Genomic DNA, 20102 nt, shown 5'->3' with positions numbered 1-20102 from the left:
CTAGGAATGGATGATTGAAAACTGTAGTTAGAAAATAGTATGGTTCAGATTAGAAAAATTATCTGTTGAAGCATATAGGAGGAGAAAAATGTGAATTTTATCTATTTCTAAATATGTTAAGTATGTGGGGAAATCTTCATTTCGTTGATTAGGTTAGGAAGTAATTATCTTAATAGTAAAATATGCAGAAAGCAAAGAATAGCTTAGACAGAACGCAAAATATTTCGGTAAGTATTTTAGGTGACACCAAAATCAATCAGATATTGACACAGTGTGATGAGAGTAATACAGAATCCGTTGGGGATCTGTGCATACATCAAATGTTTGAGCAGCAGGTAGAGAAATCGCCTGATTCAGTGGCTTTAGTGTTTGAAAATACACAACTAACTTATCGGCAGCTAAACAATCTGGCAAATCAATTAGCACATCACTTACGAGGTTTGGGCATTGGTGGTGACGTACTTGTTGGTCTTTGTCTAGAACGTTCTATAGAAATGATAGTAGGAATGCTAGGAATTTTGAAAGCTGGAGGTGCTTATGTACCTTTAGATCCGGCGCATCCTTCAGAACGCCTAGCTTTCATCTTCGCAGACACCCAGACACCTGTGATTTTGACTACAAAACAATTGGTAACTAGTTTACCTAGTCATGAGGCGCAAGTGATTTGTCTGGACTCAGATTGGGAAGGAGCGATCGCTCAACAAAGTCAAGAAAATCCGATAAATGAAATAATAGATGATAATCTAATCTACGTAATTTATACATCTGGTTCTACAGGTCAACCCAAGGGTGTAATGATACCTCACCGTGGTATCCGCAATCTAGTTGATTGGAAGCAAACAACCTTTGGATTAACATCAACAGATAAAGTTTTACAGACGATTCCCTTTAGTTTTGATCCCTCAGTCTGGCAGATATTCTGGACTTTATGTTATGGCGGACAGCTAGTTATGGCTCGTCCTGGTGGACATCAGGACACTGCTTATTTGGTGAAGACGATTGTGGAGCAGCAAATTACAATCATTGCCTTAGTACCCTCTTTGCTGCGTGTATTTCTAGAAGAAAAGGGTATTGAAGAATGCAAACATCTGAGACACGTTACCTGTGGTGGTGAAGCTTTATCAATGGAACTGATCGAGCGATTCTTTGCAAAATTGAATTTGGACGATGTTTTGCACAATTGCTATGGTCCAACAGAAACATCTGTAGATGCGATTTTCTGGACTTGCCAGCGCCATAGTAATTATGCGATGGCTCCCATTGGTCGCCCCATTGCCAATTTTGAAATTTATATCCTAGATGAGAATTTGCAACCTGTGCCTGTTGGTGAATCGGGAGAATTACATATTGGCGGTATTGGGCTGGCGCGAGGCTATCTCAACCGTCCAGAACTGACTAGAGAAAAATTCATCCCTCACCCAAGGAACCCAGAATCTGGGGTACACCTGTACAAGACTGGAGATTTAGCACGTTACTTAAGTGATGGCAACATCGAATTTTTGGGTCGTATTGACCATCAAGTTAAGATTCGCGGCTTTCGTATCGAGTTGGGAGAAATCGAAGCCGCACTAAGTGAATATCCGACATTGAAAGAAGTGATAGTGATAGCCAGAGAGGATATTCCTGGTGACAAACGGCTGGTTGCATATCTTGTCGCAAACTCAAAGCAAATTCCTACTCACAGAGAATTACGCCGCTTTTTACAAGAGAAATTACCAGAATATATGCTTCCTGCGGCTTTTGTATTCTTGGAGACACTGCCATTAAACCCCAACGGCAAAATAAATCGTCATGTTCTACCTGCACCGGATATTTCTAGTTCCAGTCAGTCAACAAACTTTGTTCCACCCCGAAACTCCACTGAAGAAGTTTTAGCTGATATCTGGGTAAAAGTTCTGCATTTAAAACAAGTGGGCATCTACGACAATTTTTTTGAATTGGGAGGTCATTCACTGCTGGCTACACAAGTGATATCACGGGTACGCCAAGCATTTTCTGTACAAATTCCCTTACACATTTTGTTTGAAAATCCCACGATCGCTAGTTTAGCTGAAAAAATTTCCGCACAAACTCAAACAGATCACTCTCCCAACCAAATCATTCCCCAACGAACCAACCAAAACTCAGCTCCTTTATCCTTTGCCCAACAGCGAGTCTGGTTTCTGGAACAGTTGGAACCAAGCAATGCCGCTTATATCATCACCAAAGCAGTACGGTTAACAGGTGAGTTGAACTTTGGTGTATTGCAAAAATCATTAAATGCGATCGTTACTCATCATGAAGCACTGCGGACTAATTTTATCTCATCATCAGATGGTAGTCCCATACAAGTAATTAGTCCATCTCGTCCGGTAGAACTGACAGTAATTAAATTAAGGGCTGGGGAGAATAATTTTAATCAGGGGTCAAAAATTGCGACACAAACTCTTTCCCTCTCTTGTACAGAAGCGATTAATAATGTTTCTACTGCCTTCAATCTAGAATCAGACTTGATGCTGCGTGCCACTTTGTTCCAGGTAAATGAACAAGAGCATATATTACTGTTAGTGATGCATCACATTGCCTCTGATGGCTGGTCAATGGGTATTCTCTGGCAACAATTAGCAGCCGTCTATGAAAGCTTTTTAAACAATAACCCCTTCCCCTTAGCAAAACTGCCCATTCAATATACCGATTTTGCTATTTGGCAACGTCAATGGTTATCTGGTGAGGTACTTTCTAATCAAGTCAACTACTGGAAAACCCAGTTAGCAGACGCTACAACTGTACTGGAATTGCCCACTGATTACCTGCGTCCACCAGTCCAAACCTACCGGGGGGCGGCGAAATCCTTGATGCTACCCCAGAATTTGAGTGCATCGCTAACAGCACTTTCACGTCAAGAAAGTGTCACCTTATTTATGACTTTGCTGGCAGCTTTTGGGACAATACTGCATCGTTATACTGGGCAAGAAGATATCCTGATCGGTTCACCCATTGCCGGACGCAACCGTTCTGAAATAGAAAGCTTGATTGGATTTTTTATTAATACTGTGGTTTTGCGGACTGACCTTTCTGGTAAACCTAGTTTTCGTTCATTGCTTGGTCGAGTTCGCCAAATGGCATTAGATGCTTACGCTCATCAAGATATGCCTTTTGAGAAACTGGTAGAAGAACTACAACCAGAACGAGATCCCAGCCGCCATCCACTGTTTCAAGTGTGGTTTAATATGCTCAACTTGGAAGACTTGCAGCCGGAACTGCCTGGACTGGTTGTAGAATCGATTGCCTTAGAGGAGGCTGCTTCTAAATTTGACTTAACTCTGTACATCGCAGAACAACCACAAGGCATTGAATTGAAACTAGTTTATAATGCTGATTTGTTTGCCGCAGAACGAATGCGGGAAATGCTGCAACAGTTTCATCATTTGCTGAATCAGATTGTTGAAAATCCCGATCAGTCGATTAGTTTCTATTCTCTTGTCACACCAGAATCCCGACCTTTACTGCCAGAATCAAGAGCAGTGTTGCCACAACCAGAGTATGAATTAGTGACAACAATGTTTACCTCTTGGGTAAACACCACTCCCGAACATTTAGCAATTTCTCAAGGAGCTTGCACTTGGAAGTATGGGGAATTGGGCAGAATTGCTCAAACCTTAGCAAAGGTGCTACTGGTTCACGGAGTCGAAAGGGGAGATGTTGTAGCCGTGTTCGGCACAAGGAGTTTTGGGCTAATTGCTAGTATGTTGGGCGTGTTTTTGAGTGGGGGCGTGCTACTAACTATAGACTCGCAACTTGCCCACGATGCCTCCGGTGGGCTACGCCTACGCCAGCAAATGATGCTCAAAGAGGCTAAGGCTAAATATCTACTTTATATAGACGATCAGCCCCTAGAAGATCCGGAAATATGGGAATCTTTAACTATTATCTGTGTAGAAAAAGACACTGGGTATGTTGTAAATTCTCAGGAGAGTGATACCAAAGGTATGCTTAGGGGCGATGCCTGTGGCGGGCTACACCTACGCCAAATCCACTTACCAGAAATAGCTGGAGATGATGCTGCATATATTTTCTTTACTTCTGGTACAACTGGTATACCGAAAGGTGTCTTAGGGTGTCATAAAGGACTGTCGCATTTTCTGAATTGGCAACGACATACCTTTGCTATTGGAGCGCAAGACCGCGTTGCTCAATTAACAGGACTTTCCTTTGATGTCGTCCTCAGAGATATTTTTCTGCCTTTAACCAGTGGTGCAACTTTATGTTTGCCAGCAATAGGAGATAATTTAGAACCAACAAAAGTTCTACGTTACTTGGAAAGCGAAAAGATTTCTGTGCTGCACACAGTTCCGTCTTTAGCCCAATCATGGTTAGTGAATGTGCCGACAGAAGTATCTTTGCGTAGTCTCCGATGGTTATTTTTTGCGGGAGAACCACTAAAAGAGACACTTGTCAAGAAATGGCGGCAGATTTTTCCCGCATCTGGTGAAATTGTGAATCTCTATGGGCCCACAGAAACAACTTTAGCTAAATGTTACTATCAAGTGCCTGCTGCACTTAAACCAGGGATACAACCGATCGGATTACCACTTCCTGAAACTCAAGCACTTGTTTTCACGCCAAATCAGCAACTATGCGGTATTGGTGAAGCGGGTGAAATTGTTCTGAGGACACCATTTCGGAGTTTAGGCTACATTAACACTCGCCAAGAAAATTTGGCTCGATTTGTCAAAAATCCTTTTAGGAATGACGAACAGGATTTACTTTACTATACAGGCGATCGCGGTCGCTATCGTCCTGATGGCTCTTTAGAAATTCTCGGTCGTATTGATCATCAAGTCAAGATTCGCGGCATCCGCATTGAGCCAGGAGAAATTGAGACGGTGTTAGCCCAACACCCAGATGTACAGCAGACTGTAGTAATTGCCCGTGAAGATGAGTTTGGTGAAGTACGTTTACTAGCTTACATTGTCCCTCATCAAGAAACAGAACCCAGCATTAGTGGGATTCGGCGCTTCCTCTCTAGCAAGCTGCCACAGTATATGATGCCTTCAGCTTTTGTCTTGCTGGACAAACTACCCCTAACCCCGAATGGCAAAGTCAACCGCCGCGCTTTGCCCCTACCCGATTTTTTTCAGCAAGAGTTAGAAGCGACCTTTGTTGCTCCCCGCGATGAAGTGGAATGCCAGTTAACAGAGATTTGGGAACAAGTTTTAGGTGTTCACCCGATTGGTGTCAGGGATAACTTTTTTCAACTGGGAGGACATTCTCTGCTGGCAGTCAAACTGTTTTGGCAAATCGAGCAAATGTTTGGCAAGAGTCTGCCCTTAGCAACTCTTTTTCAATCAGATACTGTCGAGGCTTTAGCAAAAATCATCTCCCCAGAAGCAGCAACAAACAAAACTTTAGTAGATATCTCTAGACAACATCGCAATTGGTCATCCTTGGTAGAAATTCAACCTCATGGTTCTAAACCGCCTTTTTTCTGTGTTCACGGACTTGGTGGAGAAGTTTTAGGTTTCCGTCAATTGTCATTATATCTAGGTTCCGATCAACCATTTTATGGATTGCAACCACTTGGACTGGATAGAACTAAGTCAATTCATACCCGAGTTGAAGACATGGCAGCATACTACATTCAAGAAATCCAGACTCTTCAGCCCAAGGGGCCTTATTTTCTTGGTGGGTATTCTTTTGGTGGTGTAGTCGCTTTCGAGATGGCGCAACAACTCCGCCAGCAAGGTGAGCAAGTTGGGATTTTAGTTATGCTTGATACTTGTCGTGAAGGTTATAGCTGGCGTGAGCCATTGCCCAAGCGAATTTACTTGCATTTCAATAATCTCATGAAACAAGGCACCGCCTACCTTTGGCATAAGCTCGGCAGATGGAGCCAGTGCAATAAGTCTCGTCTAGAAAATAGATATAAACATCACTTGGATGCAGCACTGATTCCTAAAACTGACAAGCATTTAGAAATTATCGGTGCTAATGTCCAAGCTAGGAGTCAATACATCTTCCCAGCGTATTCCGGTCAAGTAGTACTTTTGCGAACTGAGGATCAGCATCGGGACGAAGCTGTAGGCATACAATACGATCTGCAATTTGGATGGGGCGATTTAGTGACTGGAGGAGTAGATATCCATTATATTCCCGGTTCTCACCTTTCTCTGCTTGATGAACCTCACGTACAGGTGTTAGCTGAGAAATTGAAAAATTCCTTAAACAAAGCTACTTCTCAAGGATGAAAAGAACAAGCCGGCATAAGCAGATGCAAAGAGAGTTTTATCGAAACGGAATACATACCTCAGGTCGTCAGAATACAGGAAAGGTATTCTGATAGAAACTGTGAATAGCGTAGACTTTTTGCAGAAGTGGGGGAAAGGGATGGAATTTTCCCTTCCCCTTTAACCTTTAACATGCAGCCCAATCTGAAAAAGCGCATTTTGGGGTTGGCAGACCAGTGGGGCGATCACAGTTTTTCAAATTAACTTTGATCTCTTACAATATTCTCACAGCATTGCATCAGATCCCCTAGCGTTACCTGCTGCGGTCGTCCCTCATCAATCCACAAGACGCAGGGTGCGATCGCCTGTTCAATTGCCTCTGTTGGGATAGCTGTTTCTAACGCTTTGAGTACCGTACCTGATTCAATCCTCGGCGAGTTCAGTGAGAATTCTTTGAGTTGCATTCAATCTCACTACACTTGAGTGATAACCCTTAGTCTATCTGGTTTTTGGCTTAATCGAACCGTATTGGAACACCGCGCACCTAAAGACATTCTGGATAATTTGGCAAAGTTGGAAATCGTTACAAGCGTTCTGAATATGCAGCGCGGGGAATTGCTGAGTATTGGATTGTTGATCCGATTGCCCAAAAGGTGACGGTTTTGGAGTGGGTGGAGGGTTTTTATGATGAGCAGGTGTATGTGGCAGATAATGCGTTGGCTCAAGCGCCCGCCGCAGGCATCGCTTCCCCTCTATTTGCTGATCTCAAGTTGACTGTTGCTGAAGTTTTGCAAGGATGAGATGTGATGAAAACTATTAATGAAATTCGACAAGTTTTAGGAAATAGAACAATTAAAATTTGGGGAGTGCCAGAATCAATTAATAACTGTAGTGACCAGCAAACACTGGTAGCTTATCTAAAAAAAATTAGTTTATGCTCGTTCGCAACTTCTTATGTACCTGCGCTAAATACCACATATAATCATCAATTTTGTAATTATCAGCAGCTTTAACTATATAATCGTGGGCTAAATCAATATTATTGTGAGCTTCGTAATATAATCCCAAGTAAAGATGACTATAAAAATCCCCCTTTATCCCTTCTGATTGACCCACAGTTAAAACATCATCTGGTGTACAATTTCCTGCATACAAATCATATACACGCTGCATAATACGTCGAGGATCATTTTTCACAGTTAGTAAAGAATTACGTGCCTCTTCAACACCTAAAGAACGAGCTATGCAGAGATATCGCCATACTGTTTCTTCTACATCTTGAGCATTCACTGTCAAATCTATTTCAAACTGTTTAGCGCCCTCAGCAAATCTTTCTGCATAATAATACGATAATCCCCGTTGCCAGAGGTAAGGTTTGATACGGTCATCCAATTGCTCCGCCATATCAAAATCTTGAATAGATTCATCAATTTTGGCCAGTTGAAAGTTAACCATGCCTCGGCGAACGTAACCATTGGGATTTTTCGGCTGATTGCGAATGGTTTCGTTCCAGCGCTGGAGTTGATTTTCCAGAGAATTTGAAAAAAACATAGGTTTGCTAGCTAATATGCATTAAATAGAATATTTTCAGCCTTGGGGAGAACTCGTCAACCCCTAAAATGAGTCAAGTTTTGTCATACTAAATTCTTGACGTTATATTTCTACTTTTCTATGACCAGTGTGATTGAGTTTCCTTGGCAGCAAGAGGCTATTATTCTCCACAGTCAATATCTAATAAATAGTTTTCAGCATTGGACAGGAAATTGTTTGCTAGATGCCAATGCTTCTGAATTTGAAAAAGCAAAGGCGTTATTTGAAGCACCTTTTGTCTTAGTTTCTCACGGCACTGAGTCAGATCCAATTTTCAACTATGGTAATCGCCAAGCGTTGGAACTATGGGAACTTTCTTGGGAAGAATTTACCAGAATGCCTTCCCGGAAATCGGCTGAAGAGGTTGTGCAGGAAGAACGCGATCGCCTATTATCAGAAGCAGGAACTAAAGGCTTTATCAATAATTATTCCGGTATCCGCACTTCTAGCACTGGTAAACGCTTCTACATAGAAGATACCATCCTATGGAACATCTTAGATGAACAAAATCAGCACTGTGGTCAAGCTGCTTTTTTCTCTAACTGGAAATTTATCGTATAAAACCTACTGTTTCAGGGGGAAGTCCTACAATAAATCTTAAATATAAAACTGAGATCCATCCATGAGGTAGAAGAAACTACTTACAAAATTCAGTATTGTAGAATTGCTGTCTTAAAATCAGGAAAAAACGCTCGTGGTTCCAATTAGCGATAATAATCCGACAAGAATCACGCCTTATGTAACTTATGGGCTGATTGCTGCCAATGTCCTCGCTTTTCTTTATGAAGCAAGTCTTCCCCCACAAGCATTAAATGGATTTTTACACCTGGCGGCTGTAGTTCCACGAGAACTGACTTTAAGCTTTGGTGGTATCTCTTTACATCAACCAGTACCAGAGTGGGCAACTTTGATTACTTCCCAATTTTTGCATGGTGGTTTCTTGCACTTAGCTGGTAATATGTTGTTTCTGTGGATTTTTGGTAACAATGTTGAAGATAAGTTAGGTCATGCCAAATATTTACTGTTTTATTTATCTTGCGGTGTTTTGGCATCCTTAACCCAGTGGTTCTTCGCTCAAGATTCTAGTATTCCATCTTTGGGTGCAAGTGGTGCGATCGCAGGTATTCTTGGTGCATACATTCTCCGCTTTCCCAACGCTGAAGTTCTCGGTGTTGTACCTTTAGGGTTTTTCTTCCCAACTTTCCGCGTCCCCGCATATTTCTTTTTAGGATTCTGGTTTCTCGAACAAGCCTTCTACGGACTTGCCAGCCTTGAAACACGTACCAACATCGGTATGGAAGGTGGCGGTATTGCCTACTGGGCCCATGCAGGCGGGTTTATATTTGGGGCAATTCTTGGTCCACTATTGGGTTTATTTAGCGATAAATCCCAAGAAGAATCTTGGTACAAGTAATTTTTCATAGGATTGTAGTGGCTTTCAATTATACTGATTGATTTAATAAGTGAAATTGCCTAAACTTCGCATCTGTTAGCCTGACCAAAACAGACTCCTGATACAGAGCAACTAAATTTATTTATGGGGATTATTAATTTTGAATTTTGTTAGCGCAGCGTAAAGCCTTCTCTTTCAGAGACGCTAACGCGAACGGCATGGCTTCGCTTAGAGCGAGTCAGCGTACCCTTACAGGGAAGCAAGCTACGCTTTTAGCGTCTCGTAGAGAGCGTCATTTTGAATTAGGAGCAAAGTGACGTGACAAGTTATATTGCAATTAGTCAATAATTTAGAAAAAACACCTGTGTTTCCCCTCTACGACGAAAATCCGACGCGAATCACCCCGTATTTCACCTACGGGTTAATTGGCATGAATATTCTAGTTTTTATTCACGAGGTGAGCCTGTCAAATGCACAATTGAGTCAGTTTTTAAATCAGTATGCGGTAGTGCCTCAACACTTAACCACCAATTTTAATGGAGAGTGGATAACATTATTTACGTCGCAATTCTTACACGGCGGATGGTGGCACTTAATCTCAAATATGGTGTTTCTCTGGGTTTTTGGCAACAATATTGAAGATCGTTTAGGTCATGCCAAATATCTGATTTTTTATTTGGCGTGTGGCGCTTTAGCTGCCTTGTGCCAATGGTTTATTGGCATGAATTCTGAGATTCCTTCCTTGGGTGCAAGTGGTGCAATTTCTGGGGTTTTAGGGGCATATATTATCCGCTTTCCCCACACTAAAGTTGTTACCTTAATATTTTTGGGGTTTTTCATCACCACAATTAGGATACCAGCACTAATAATAATTGGACTTTTTATTGTCCAAAATGTCATATCCGGTCTTGCTGCCCTGCAAACAGCCGCTAACATGACTGTAGAAACTGGTGGAGTTGCTTATTGGGCGCACATTGGTGGTTTTGCTTTTGGGATAATTCTCGCTCCCCTATTTGGCTTGTTTCGGCGCGACTAAATACAGCATTTCCGAAAATTCGTAGCGAAACAATTGCTGCTTCTCAATTCTCTGCGTATTCTCTGCGTTAAAATTTCCATATTTGGCAACTATTAGTTTTTGTTGGCACTCACCGAAACTTCTTCAGACTCTTCTACTTCTTCTACCTCAGATGTAAATGTTGATGATTTTGCAACTTCTTCAGGTACAGAAACGATGATATCAGCACCATTGATAATTGCTCCCAATAACCCTAGTTCAGATTCAACCAATTGATCGATAGCTTCACCTAGCATATTCTCTTGTGTATAGTGTGGTCGTGTAACTAGTACGATTCCATCGCTGTAGGGTTGGATTAACAAAGGGTCATTGGATATACTAAGGGGACTAGTATCTAAAATAACTAAATCAAAACGTTCGCGGACATCTTCCATCAGCCGCCGCATTTCGCTTGATTCAAGAATCGCAGCAGATTGCCGCACCGGGCCAGGACTGGGAAGAATGTATAAATTTTCTACATCAGGAACCAAACGGATACATTCACTCAAATTAGCGTAATAACGCAGGGGTTCAATACCGGCTTCAGGATCAGGAATTACTTTCAGGGATGCACTACGGGAAGGCGATCGCAAATCTGTTTCGATAATTAAGGTTCTTTTACCAGCACGGGCTGAAGCAACACCCAAGTTATAAGCACTTGCCGTTTTCCCCTCTAGGCTACTGGTGCTAGTAATCAACACTACCTTTAAGGCTTTACCACCAATCCGGCGCAGATTACTACGGAATTTTTCATAGAATTCTAAATAAGGAGAGTCGGCGGAAAGCACCACTGGCACAGCGTCTTGATCCAAATCATCAACTGGCATTAAAGGCAACTCTCCCAACACTGCCACTTCCCGTTGCTTGAGGCTCTGGCGGATATCCTCTTTGGTTTTGAAAGTTCCTTCCAATGCTCCCAACAAAAATATTACCCCGCCACCAATCACCACGCCTAAGAAACCGCCCACAGCAAGGGTAATAGGTACACTCTTCGGAGGTTTGACATCGACCGTGACTGTAGGGCGTTTGGCAATGCTGAGACTACTAGTAGTTTCTGCCTCTGCGGTTTTAGCATCAGTTAGCTTCACCTGCATTTGATCGTAGATCGCTTTTTTTAGTGCAACTTCCTGTTCTAAACGCGATCGCTCTAATTGCTTATTGGGTATCAGAGAATACTCTTGTCGTAGTCGCGCTTCTTGGCTGATTTCTTGAGATAGTTGTTGTTGCAGCGTCTCCCGTTGGGTTTGCAAAGACACCATTTGGTTTGCCAATTGCTGGCGGGCTGGATCTAAGCTACTTTGGGTGCGAATACCTGCAATGTTACCCTGAAGCGGAGCTGCCGTCCCACCACCACCTAACACCTCAGCCGCACGTTGTTGCAGCAATTCCTCAGCAGCTTGTTTCTGACGCATCAACTGAATCATCGTTGGGTGTTCTGGTCGCAAATCTTTTCTGAGTATGGCAATTTGCGACTCACTTTGATAAATTTGCGCTCGCAAATTACCAATAATTGGATCGGCACTCAAAGCAGAAGAAATATACGCCTGTCCGACTGTTAAGCCTAATTTATTTTGTAAACTGCGAACTTGACCATCAACCCCAGAAATAGTTAATTGAATTTGCCGTTGGAGATTTTGGCTGGCAGTGATAGCGCTTAACAAGCTACCATTCTCTGCTGCTAATATTGCTGTTCGTTCGACGCGATCGTACTGTTCCAACTTCTTCTCAGCAATTTGCAACTCCCGTTTAGTTGGTGGTGTGCGATCGTTAATTTTTTCAATAATTGCTTGTAATCGCCCAGTATTGATATCACTGCTCAACTTGATCATTGCTTGCATCAATTCTGCCAAAACCTGTATAGCCCGTTTGGGATCAGTATCTACATATTTCAATTCCAAAATACTAGATTCCAATTCTCCACTCCTAATGTTTTTTTTCGGAAGAGAAAGTACGATACTGGCACCGAGCTTTGCCGGTTTGACACCGACTTTTTCTGCCACTGCTGCAACTATCTGGTTTGAGAGTAAAACTTCCTGACTCAATTCCTTTCCTTGCTGTTGGATCTGAGTGCCAGTTGCAGAGAAAGAAACTGGTGGGCCACTATAGGTAAGTGCGGCAGATGCTATGTAGCTAGCAGGTGGGTCTGGTTGCATAGCGACTACAGTTGACCCAGCGACAACTAAAGCAAAACTAGCTAATCCAATCCACTTGTATTTATCAAAAGCAATAAGATAGCGCTTAACAATTGGTGGGGTCATGGTTGCTTCACTCCAATTAAAAATTAAAAATTAAAAATTAAAAATTAGGAAGCACCAAACTAAAGATAGTGGCTTTGATCCAAGGATGCTATCAACTTCCTACTCTATATCTTGGTTGATATCTTTAATATTTTTCCATTAGTGAATTCAAAGACAAGTTTGAGATATGGCTTCCTCCACTCCCAACTATATCCAGCTTGTGTCCTTCTTTTCTAGTCACTAATTTGATCAATTGCCACCGAAGTTTCTGAAAAATTGCAGAAAGGATTGAACGTTGAAGAAAGGTTGGGTAATGGTAGTCAGTAAATTAGTAATTTTACTAATGAGGTTCCGACCGACAACAATAACATCATTATCTTGAAGTGCTACATTTTGAGATGCATCACCACTTAGAGCTTTTTTAGCATCAAGTTTTTGGGTAACAGCTTTACCTTGTTCAGGATCAAAGCGAACCAGAGCGATATCTCGGAGGTTAGCAGTGTCAAGATTGACTCCTCCCAAAGCATCTACAAATGTACTACCGTTAGGCAACGCTTGAACGGAAAGGCCTCCCGCAGCGTAGTTTAAAACCCGGACTCTAATCTGTGGCACAGCCAAGGATGAACGTGCTACCAAATTGCGGTCATAACCGTCATCATTACCAACTTCACGACGGGGTACGAGTATGGCATCTCCGTCTTGTAAGCGTAAATTCGGAATTGAACCGCCATTTTGCAGTGCTGCATATAAATCAATAGTTTGTGAAATCACAGAACCATCCATTAACTTGCGGCGTACTTGCACCTGTCGTAGGTCTGCATTCAAGGTTGAACCACCAGATATTAGCAAAGCATCAGCAATGCGGGGTGTTGGTGAATTAATCGGATAAATTCCTGGTCGAAATATTTCCCCACTAATGGTCACTTGAACTGGTCGCATTCCTGCCAAAGATACTATTACAATTGGATCTGGGAAAAAGCGACTCAAACCCAAGCGAATTTTTTCTTGAGCTTCTTCCAAAGTTAAACCTTGTAATGACACCGTTCCCACTTGCGGCACTACAATGCTGCCTTCTGGACTAATTACAGCTTGAAAACTTAAGTCTTGACGCTGCGTTGCTAAGGCTAAAACTATAACTGGATCAACCACATAACGATTTAAACCCAAGCGAATTTTTTCTTGAGCTTCTTGCAAAGTTAAACCTTGTAAAAAAACTGTTCCCAGTAACGGCACTACAATATTACCCTCTGGGTTGATTAAAGCTTGAAAGCTCAAATCTGGAAAGCGCTGAACCGAAACGCTAATTCCATCACCTATGCCTAAGCGGTATGGCCCAGGGGGACGCTGAAGCACAACGCCAACTCCATCTCCTGGCCCCAAGAGGTAGCGGCTGAGTTGTGGGGAAATTTCGTCATTTGCACGTGGGGGTACAACCTCAGTACCAGGCACCGGCGAGGGAGGTTGCCCTGGTGATTGTCCTTGAGGTGGAAAAGGTTGGGCAAGAACCAGTTGGATAGGTGTTGTTAAGAAAACTCCTACTTGAAGACTGACAAAACACAGGGCGCTGAATCCACGCATATAATAACTGGGATCTATGAACATCGTTGTAGAAAATACTGATATAGAAATTAGGTGCGCCGAGTCGTTATTTTACTCTAAAAATGTCTTAGATGTCTCTTTTATCTGCAAGTATTTACCAAGGAAAAGAGAAAAATTTTACTAAATTTTATTTCCAACTTCATCTTTTAGAATAGTTTCAGCTTGAACGCAATTTCATCGAGATACTTTTGATGAATCTCTGCACAAAGGCATCTTTAACAGACTCTACAAAGGGCCTGCCATTAATGTAGTTTGCACTGTTTCCCCAATAGACTGGGCTAAAGACCAAGATGTTTCTACCTGTCCCAAAGGTTCCATTGGAATTAAAATACTGACGCCCACCCAAGGAGTGCGTTGCTTACGCCACTGTGCTAATTGATCCGCTACAAACCAGTGAAAAGGTGATGAATTTCCGCCGTCTGGCATGGCGTACCATTGCAAGACAGCAAAAGTTTGTTGTGGCGTGGAGGCGCGAAAGAATCTAGCTTCTACTTGAGTTTTGACATTAGAAGCCAACTTGGCAGGTGGTTTCACAGTAAATTCAGCAGAACGAGATTGAGCTACATCCCATTTTCCCCAACGCGATCTTCCCCAGCCGTTAACGTCTGTCCACTCTACCTCTGGTTGATCCATAGGCCCATTTTGCGGCAGCAAAAGCAAGATTGCCTGGGATTCGGAACCTTCTTTTTTAAGCACCTGCAAAGACCATTTATGTTCGCCAATTTGCTGTTCTGCTTGTTCAATAGTTTGCCAACCAGGAAGGGCTAACCCAGAATTGCGAATCTGTTTTAATTCCTTGAGGGTGGTAACAGGTGGCGGCTGTTTCCATTGCCAGTGTCCTGTCAGGTATCCGGGAACCCCTGCAATTGCTAGCAGCAGTAGTAACAACAAGAGTGCTGCTACTTGACTCAATTGGTTTTCCTTGAAAAACTTGGAAAAGGAAGTCATCAGTAAAATTTGCAATACTTACGCAAAATTTTACTTTATAAAATCACATTGTGAGTTCAGTAATATTTAGGACTTACGTATAAGTGATAAAAATTAAGGAAGTGGGCAGCGTGGAGATGGAGAAGCAGGGAGCAAGAGAAAAGAGTTTTCCCCTCTGTCCCCGCACCTCAGCCTCTTTTCAATCCCCAATCCCCATTTCAACTTTCGGCTTCTTGCTGAGTTTCTGGAGATGTCGAGAAATAGTTATTAATCCAATTCAGTAAGGGTACTAATGACACCAGCATACAAGCAGAGTAGAGATCGCCACCCCAACCCTCATGCAGCCATCTAAAGGCCGCTTCTTGTCCTGTGCCGTGAAAGAAAGTCAGTAAAGTATTACGAATGATATTGGCACTAGTACTAACGATCGCAGCAATACATAAAAATGATATAGTTGTGCGGCGCGAAGACAAAGCATCTGTCCAATAAAGCAGCATCAAACCGACGTAGAGAGTAGTAAACAACATTTTCAGCCCCGCACAATAGGGGGCAACTTCTACAATCCGTCCTCCCACATAGAGATTTATCTCATATACAGTCACTTCCATACCAAATTGATTCAGTATAAAGCCTGCTGTACCAGCAATGAAGCTTTGGAGAGGCGAGGTATAGGGAGCAATGAGATAGGGTAATGCCGTTGGGGTTGCCAAAAATACTAGTAGCAGGGGAAATCCTTGCAGTTTCAAACCTGATATTCCCTTAAACCACAAGCATAATCCTACTAATATAACGGGCAAGGAAAGGTTAACCCACTCTGTAACACCGCTAAGATAAAAAACTGCTCCTAATAACAAGAAAACAGCGCCCAAAGGATGGATGGTATCTGGTAAACGTCTCCATTTTTTCCGGTTTATCCAGCCCAGATAAGCCGCGAATGGTAGACCAATAATCCCGTGGCTAAAATATTCGTGTTCTGTACTAATATTTTTGTGTAGCCAACCATCCAACCAATGTAGCAATATCGGAGCATAGAGCAGCAGCAAAACGCCTAAAATAGCTAGATTTAACAAGCCTGATGCGTTTAAGTTTTTAACCTGTTGCCGGAGTGCCATGATTTTCAGTATTAGTCATTGGTCATTGGTCATTGGTCATTGGTCATTGGTCATTAGTTTTAGAGAAAGCACAAATGACAAATGTCTAATTGTTAGATGCACATTTAGGTATGAATTAACTTCAGGCTACCACGCTGCTAAGGTCAGCAAGAGAGAGTTCATTTGCCTCATAACTTGTTGAGACTGCATTAGCGATCGCAGCTACAACTTCTTTAACTTGGCTACTGCTCAAACCAGGATACATCGGTAATGATAATATTTGCTGTGATAACTTCTCTGCTTGGGGAAAATCTCCCCGCTGATAGCCTAAGTTGCTAAATGCTGGCTGGAGATGACAAGGAATTGGATAGTGAATGCCAGTTTGAATCCCCGCTGCTGTGAGTTTTTCCTGGAGTTGCTGACGTTCTATTGGGCAAGAATCATCAACTTTAATCACATAGAGATGATACACATGTCCTGTATCACTTTGGTTTTCTATAGGGATAATCCCAGCAGTGGCTAAAGGTGCTAGTTCTGAATCATACTGCTGGGCAATAGTCAAGCGATCGCGATTCCACTGTGGTAAATATGGTAATTTTTTGTGTAAAATCGCTGCTTGCAAAGTATCCAAACGGCTATTTGTACCTGATTCAGTATGAAAATACTTTTGTGATGCACCATAATTTCGCAAGCGCACCATCTTCTGGGCTACATCCAAATCCCGTGTCAGCAGCATTCCTCCATCTCCAAATGCTCCCAAATTTTTACTGGGATAGAAACTAAAAGCTGCTGCTATTCCTACTGAACCAGCATGATATCCCTCTCTTTGGGCGAGATGTGCTTGAGCGGCATCTTCAAAAATTAGTAGTTTGTAGGTATCGGCAAAATTAATTAGATCATTTGGTGATACCATTTGCCCATAGAGATGCACAGGGATAATGGCTTTAGTTTGAGGTGTAATTGCCTTTGCTGCGGATTCTAAATCAATTAAAGCTGTTTGGCGATCGCAATCTACCAAAATGGGCTTGGCACCAGCGCGCAGCACCCCGATTAAGGTTGCGATAAAAGTGTTTGCTGGTAAAATTACTTCATCGCCAGCACCGATATTACAGGCTTGTAATCCCAGAGCGATCGCATCTGTTCCTGATGCAACACCAACCCCGTAAGCTGCCCCAGACGCTGCCGCAAATGCTGCTTCAAAATCTGAGAGTGCTTGCCCTAAAACAAAATCTCCCCGTTCCAATACAGATTGGATTGCATCTTGCAATTGCGTTTGAATTGGTTCATGTTGTAATTTCAAGTCTACAAAAGGAACTCTAATAGTCATTTTATTCATTACCAGTTGTCCTCAACAAATATTTTCTCGTATGCCAAAAATAGAACAGCCCGCCTAATTTTCGGTGTGAAATTGTAATAGATTTAATCTATTGGATCGGGACTTAGATCAACTATTTAGTAGACTATGGGTAATTCAAAATCATCCCCTATTCATTTGATCCCTCAAAGTTACCATCAGACTTATTCCCAAACGGCCACTCCAACTTCACTCAAAATGCAAAAAGCTTTTCAACTAAGCTTTTGACTAATTTTGTAGCTTGCTTCCCCATAGAAATATGCTTGGTCTATTTACGTCATACTGTACTAGGATTATCATTTATTGGTGCTAGATGTTATCAGTAAAAGTGGCTATATATAATTACACTAACATCTAGTTATTTTAAGTAATTTTACCTTAGATATGCCAGTAAAAGTTTTCGCTTATATAGATCGAGAATGACACCGCCTTTGCATTCTGTCTGTAGGATTAGCTTACCCTAGCTGAATCCAAATCTAACGCAGCCTGATTGCAAAATCTCAAGCAATAAAGACTACACCAGTGATCAAGAAAGAATATTCAGCACCAGTAACTAGTAACTAGCGGACACACTTCCTCGGCTTAGTGGAAGAGATAAAAAATTTTTGCCCTAAATTTGTTTGTCAGAGGCAAAATTAGGGAATGCTTAAAAATAGCAATTGATAACCTAGAAATAGAGCTTATATCAATTACAGAATCGAGAAATTATTAAGGTAGCAGTGGCAATGATAGAGCCTGAAAACAAATTATTTGCCCTAAAGGATAGTTGGGATTCTCATGAATCAAGAGAACAACAACGCCTCAAAGCTTTGTCGGATTTAGGTTTGCGGCAACCAGAAACGATTCCGGTTTTTGAAGAAGCCACCCAGACTGCTGCCCACTTTTTGGAAGCACCAATTTCCATATTGGGATTTGTGGATCAAGAACGTCACTGGTTCAAGTCGTCGGTGGGCTTATCTAGACTGGGATTGATGAATCATTTGGCACAAAGCCGCCAACTGTCACGCCGGGAATCCTTTTGCACTCAGGTAGTAGAGAGTTTACAAGTATTTGTAATTAATGATACACATAAGCTTACAGATCCAGTACTTGCTAGCAGCAAGTTAGTGCAAGATTATGGTATTCGTGCTTACTTAGGAGCGCCACTGGTTGATGCTGAGGGACATTGTTTGGGTGCATTGGCGGTGATGGATTTAGTCCCACGCAATTTTACAAACCGAGACATTGAGTTTTTACAAATCATCGCTCGTTGGAGCATGAGTGAATTTGAGCGTAACCGGCTCCTGCAAGGGAAACTCGAATCAAGCACTCCCAAAAACGCTCCAATATTTTCAATCAATGACGAACGTAATACTGAGATTAAAATCACCGCATCTACTAAAGATAGCGACTCTATTTCTACCAAGCAACTGAAACTAGAACTTTTGGGTCAGCTAACTCAGGAGTTACGCACGCCCTTAACATCTGTACTCGGCATGGCTAGTGTTTTAGGACGTGAGATTTATGGCCCTTTGACAACTAAGCAGAGAGAATATGTAGAAATCATCCAACACAGTGGTCGGTACTTACTTTCTCTAGTAAACGAAATTACCGAACTAGGAGCTATGGATGAAAACTCAACTGTGCTAAATATAGCTCCTGTGGACATTGAAATGCTATGCCAACAAGCTATCAATACCCTAGAAGAAGTGGCTAACCGCCGCGAGCAAGATATTCGCCTGTCTATAGAACCGGGACGCAATCGCATTTGGCCTTTAGATAAAGACAAGGTGCGGCAAATCCTCTATCACCTGGTTTTCAGTGTGATTCAACTTTCGGCTACAGGTAGCATTGTTCGCATTCATGTTTCTTACAAGGAAGATACGCTCAACATTACTATTTGGGTTTCCCATCCTTGGCTGGGAGATGGCATCACTGAGGTTGATCCCTATTTTCGTCTCAATTCTTTGTCGCTGCTGGAACTGACAGGTGAGGTAGCAACTTACAATACTCATGTAGAAGGACAAGAGCAACTAGATGCTTCATCAGTAGCGGTGGATAATTCCAAAAATTCGAGTGATTCCCACTCAAATTTCTTTGCTACTAGTTCCGGTATAAATTTAGCTAAATCACATGGAAGTCTTTCTCGTGAAAGCTTGGGTCTATTACTAAGTTGTCAACTGGCAGAATTGCATGGTGGACACATTTTGATTCAAGGTTCGCCAGAATCAGGATATCGTTATGTGCTTTCTTTGCCCCTGCAAGTGGCGACTCCTTCACAAGCAATTAGTGATGTCTAATCTTGGGGATTGGGGACTGGGAACTTGGGATTGGGGAAGGCGAAGCGCATCGGCGTTAAAATTTCAACCCTCAATTCGCCACGATTTTACGTAAAGTTGTACTAAGTACATGAAGAACTATCTTAACTTCCTATTAACTGAGGTGGTTCCAAATTAAAGGTAGTGATTAATGGCTAGGAATAAGAGCGCCATTACACGATGTACAATTTCCATTATCGTAAATAAAAAAGTTTAAGAACCTGCAATCTACATGTAGCACCCATTTCAGTTGGGGTTTGTCTTGAGAAATCGCTCCACTTGGGATGCATCCCAAGACCGCGTTTCTCGCTAAATCCCCTTATGTAATGTCTTTAATTTTTAATTTTGTTAGCG

12 protein-coding genes and 1 pseudogene are annotated in these 20102 nt (G+C 42.1%); 6 read left to right on the top strand and 7 right to left on the bottom strand.

Annotated elements, in window-relative coordinates; translation table 11 throughout:
- The first annotated feature begins 182 nt into the window (after window positions 1-182).
- A complete protein-coding gene (locus V7K76_RS31060) occupies window positions 183-6227 on the top strand; it encodes an amino acid adenylation domain-containing protein (RefSeq protein WP_334953796.1) in 6045 nt (2014 codons plus the stop codon).
- Between the two features lie 239 nt (window positions 6228-6466).
- Here the strand turns inward: V7K76_RS31060 and V7K76_RS31055 are convergent, their stop codons facing one another.
- Window positions 6467-6670, bottom strand: coding sequence for a hypothetical protein (locus V7K76_RS31055; RefSeq protein WP_334953795.1), 204 nt, complete (start codon window positions 6668-6670; stop codon window positions 6467-6469).
- A gap of 117 nt (window positions 6671-6787) precedes the next feature.
- Here V7K76_RS31055 and V7K76_RS31050 point away from each other — a divergent pair.
- A pseudogene (locus tag V7K76_RS31050) lies at window positions 6788-7006 on the top strand (Uma2 family endonuclease); the annotation flags it as partial.
- Window positions 7007-7133: 127 nt separating this feature from the next.
- Here V7K76_RS31050 and V7K76_RS31045 read toward each other — a convergent pair.
- Complete coding sequence (locus tag V7K76_RS31045) at window positions 7134-7757, bottom strand: tetratricopeptide repeat protein (protein WP_334953794.1); 624 nt, start codon at window positions 7755-7757, stop codon at window positions 7134-7136.
- A gap of 120 nt (window positions 7758-7877) precedes the next feature.
- Between V7K76_RS31045 and V7K76_RS31040 the strand changes: the two genes are divergently transcribed.
- From V7K76_RS31040 to V7K76_RS31030, 3 genes are all read left to right on the top strand, one after another.
- A complete protein-coding gene (locus V7K76_RS31040) occupies window positions 7878-8357 on the top strand; it encodes an MEKHLA domain-containing protein (protein ID WP_334953793.1) in 480 nt (159 codons plus the stop codon).
- Between the two features lie 133 nt (window positions 8358-8490).
- Window positions 8491-9210, top strand: coding sequence for a rhomboid family intramembrane serine protease (locus V7K76_RS31035; protein WP_334778679.1), 720 nt, complete (start codon window positions 8491-8493; stop codon window positions 9208-9210).
- Between the two features lie 343 nt (window positions 9211-9553).
- Window positions 9554-10225, top strand: coding sequence for a rhomboid family intramembrane serine protease (locus V7K76_RS31030; protein ID WP_334778717.1), 672 nt, complete (start codon window positions 9554-9556; stop codon window positions 10223-10225).
- A gap of 92 nt (window positions 10226-10317) precedes the next feature.
- Here the strand turns inward: V7K76_RS31030 and V7K76_RS31025 are convergent, their stop codons facing one another.
- The 5 genes from V7K76_RS31025 to V7K76_RS31005 form a co-directional block, all read right to left on the bottom strand.
- A complete protein-coding gene (locus V7K76_RS31025; protein WP_334778678.1) occupies window positions 10318-12501 on the bottom strand; it encodes a GumC family protein in 2184 nt (727 codons plus the stop codon).
- Window positions 12502-12729: 228 nt separating this feature from the next.
- Window positions 12730-14082 carry a polysaccharide biosynthesis/export family protein gene (locus V7K76_RS31020; protein ID WP_334778677.1) on the bottom strand — a complete coding sequence of 451 codons (1353 nt, stop codon included), beginning with the start codon at window positions 14080-14082 and terminating at the stop codon, window positions 12730-12732.
- A gap of 222 nt (window positions 14083-14304) precedes the next feature.
- Window positions 14305-15027: a cyanoexosortase B system-associated protein gene (locus V7K76_RS31015; RefSeq protein ID WP_334778676.1), complete on the bottom strand. Its 723-nt coding sequence runs from the start codon at window positions 15025-15027 to the stop codon at window positions 14305-14307.
- Window positions 15028-15224: 197 nt separating this feature from the next.
- On the bottom strand, window positions 15225-16118 hold the full coding sequence (gene crtB / locus V7K76_RS31010) for a cyanoexosortase B (protein ID WP_334778675.1): 894 nt from the start codon (window positions 16116-16118) through the stop codon (window positions 15225-15227).
- A gap of 121 nt (window positions 16119-16239) precedes the next feature.
- A complete protein-coding gene (locus V7K76_RS31005) occupies window positions 16240-17424 on the bottom strand; it encodes a DegT/DnrJ/EryC1/StrS family aminotransferase (RefSeq protein ID WP_334953805.1) in 1185 nt (394 codons plus the stop codon).
- 752 nt (window positions 17425-18176) lie between these two features.
- Between V7K76_RS31005 and V7K76_RS31000 the strand changes: the two genes are divergently transcribed.
- A complete protein-coding gene (locus tag V7K76_RS31000) occupies window positions 18177-19730 on the top strand; it encodes a GAF domain-containing sensor histidine kinase (protein ID WP_334778716.1) in 1554 nt (517 codons plus the stop codon).
- The last annotated feature ends 372 nt before the right edge of the window (window positions 19731-20102 follow it).

The organism is Nostoc sp. (assembly GCF_036917975.1).
In the GTDB taxonomy this organism is placed as follows: Bacteria; Cyanobacteriota; Cyanobacteriia; order Cyanobacteriales; family Nostocaceae; genus Nostoc.
Note: the sequence above shows the minus strand (reverse complement) of the source record. Positions and strands in the feature narration are given on the sequence as shown.

Coding starts and splice junctions, on each gene's coding strand:
- V7K76_RS31055 (WP_334953795.1), bottom strand. CDS start 6,670: ATGCAACTCAAAGAATTCTCACTGAACTCGCCGAGGATTGAATCAGGT.
- V7K76_RS31015 (WP_334778676.1), bottom strand. CDS start 15,027: ATGACTTCCTTTTCCAAGTTTTTCAAGGAAAACCAATTGAGTCAAGTA.
- V7K76_RS31000 (WP_334778716.1), top strand. CDS start 18,177: ATGATAGAGCCTGAAAACAAATTATTTGCCCTAAAGGATAGTTGGGAT.
- V7K76_RS31020 (WP_334778677.1), bottom strand. CDS start 14,082: ATGTTCATAGATCCCAGTTATTATATGCGTGGATTCAGCGCCCTGTGT.
- V7K76_RS31005 (WP_334953805.1), bottom strand. CDS start 17,424: ATGACTATTAGAGTTCCTTTTGTAGACTTGAAATTACAACATGAACCA.
- V7K76_RS31060 (WP_334953796.1), top strand. CDS start 183: ATGCAGAAAGCAAAGAATAGCTTAGACAGAACGCAAAATATTTCGGTA.
- crtB (WP_334778675.1), bottom strand. CDS start 16,118: ATGGCACTCCGGCAACAGGTTAAAAACTTAAACGCATCAGGCTTGTTA.
- V7K76_RS31040 (WP_334953793.1), top strand. CDS start 7,878: ATGACCAGTGTGATTGAGTTTCCTTGGCAGCAAGAGGCTATTATTCTC.
- V7K76_RS31045 (WP_334953794.1), bottom strand. CDS start 7,757: ATGTTTTTTTCAAATTCTCTGGAAAATCAACTCCAGCGCTGGAACGAA.
- V7K76_RS31025 (WP_334778678.1), bottom strand. CDS start 12,501: ATGACCCCACCAATTGTTAAGCGCTATCTTATTGCTTTTGATAAATAC.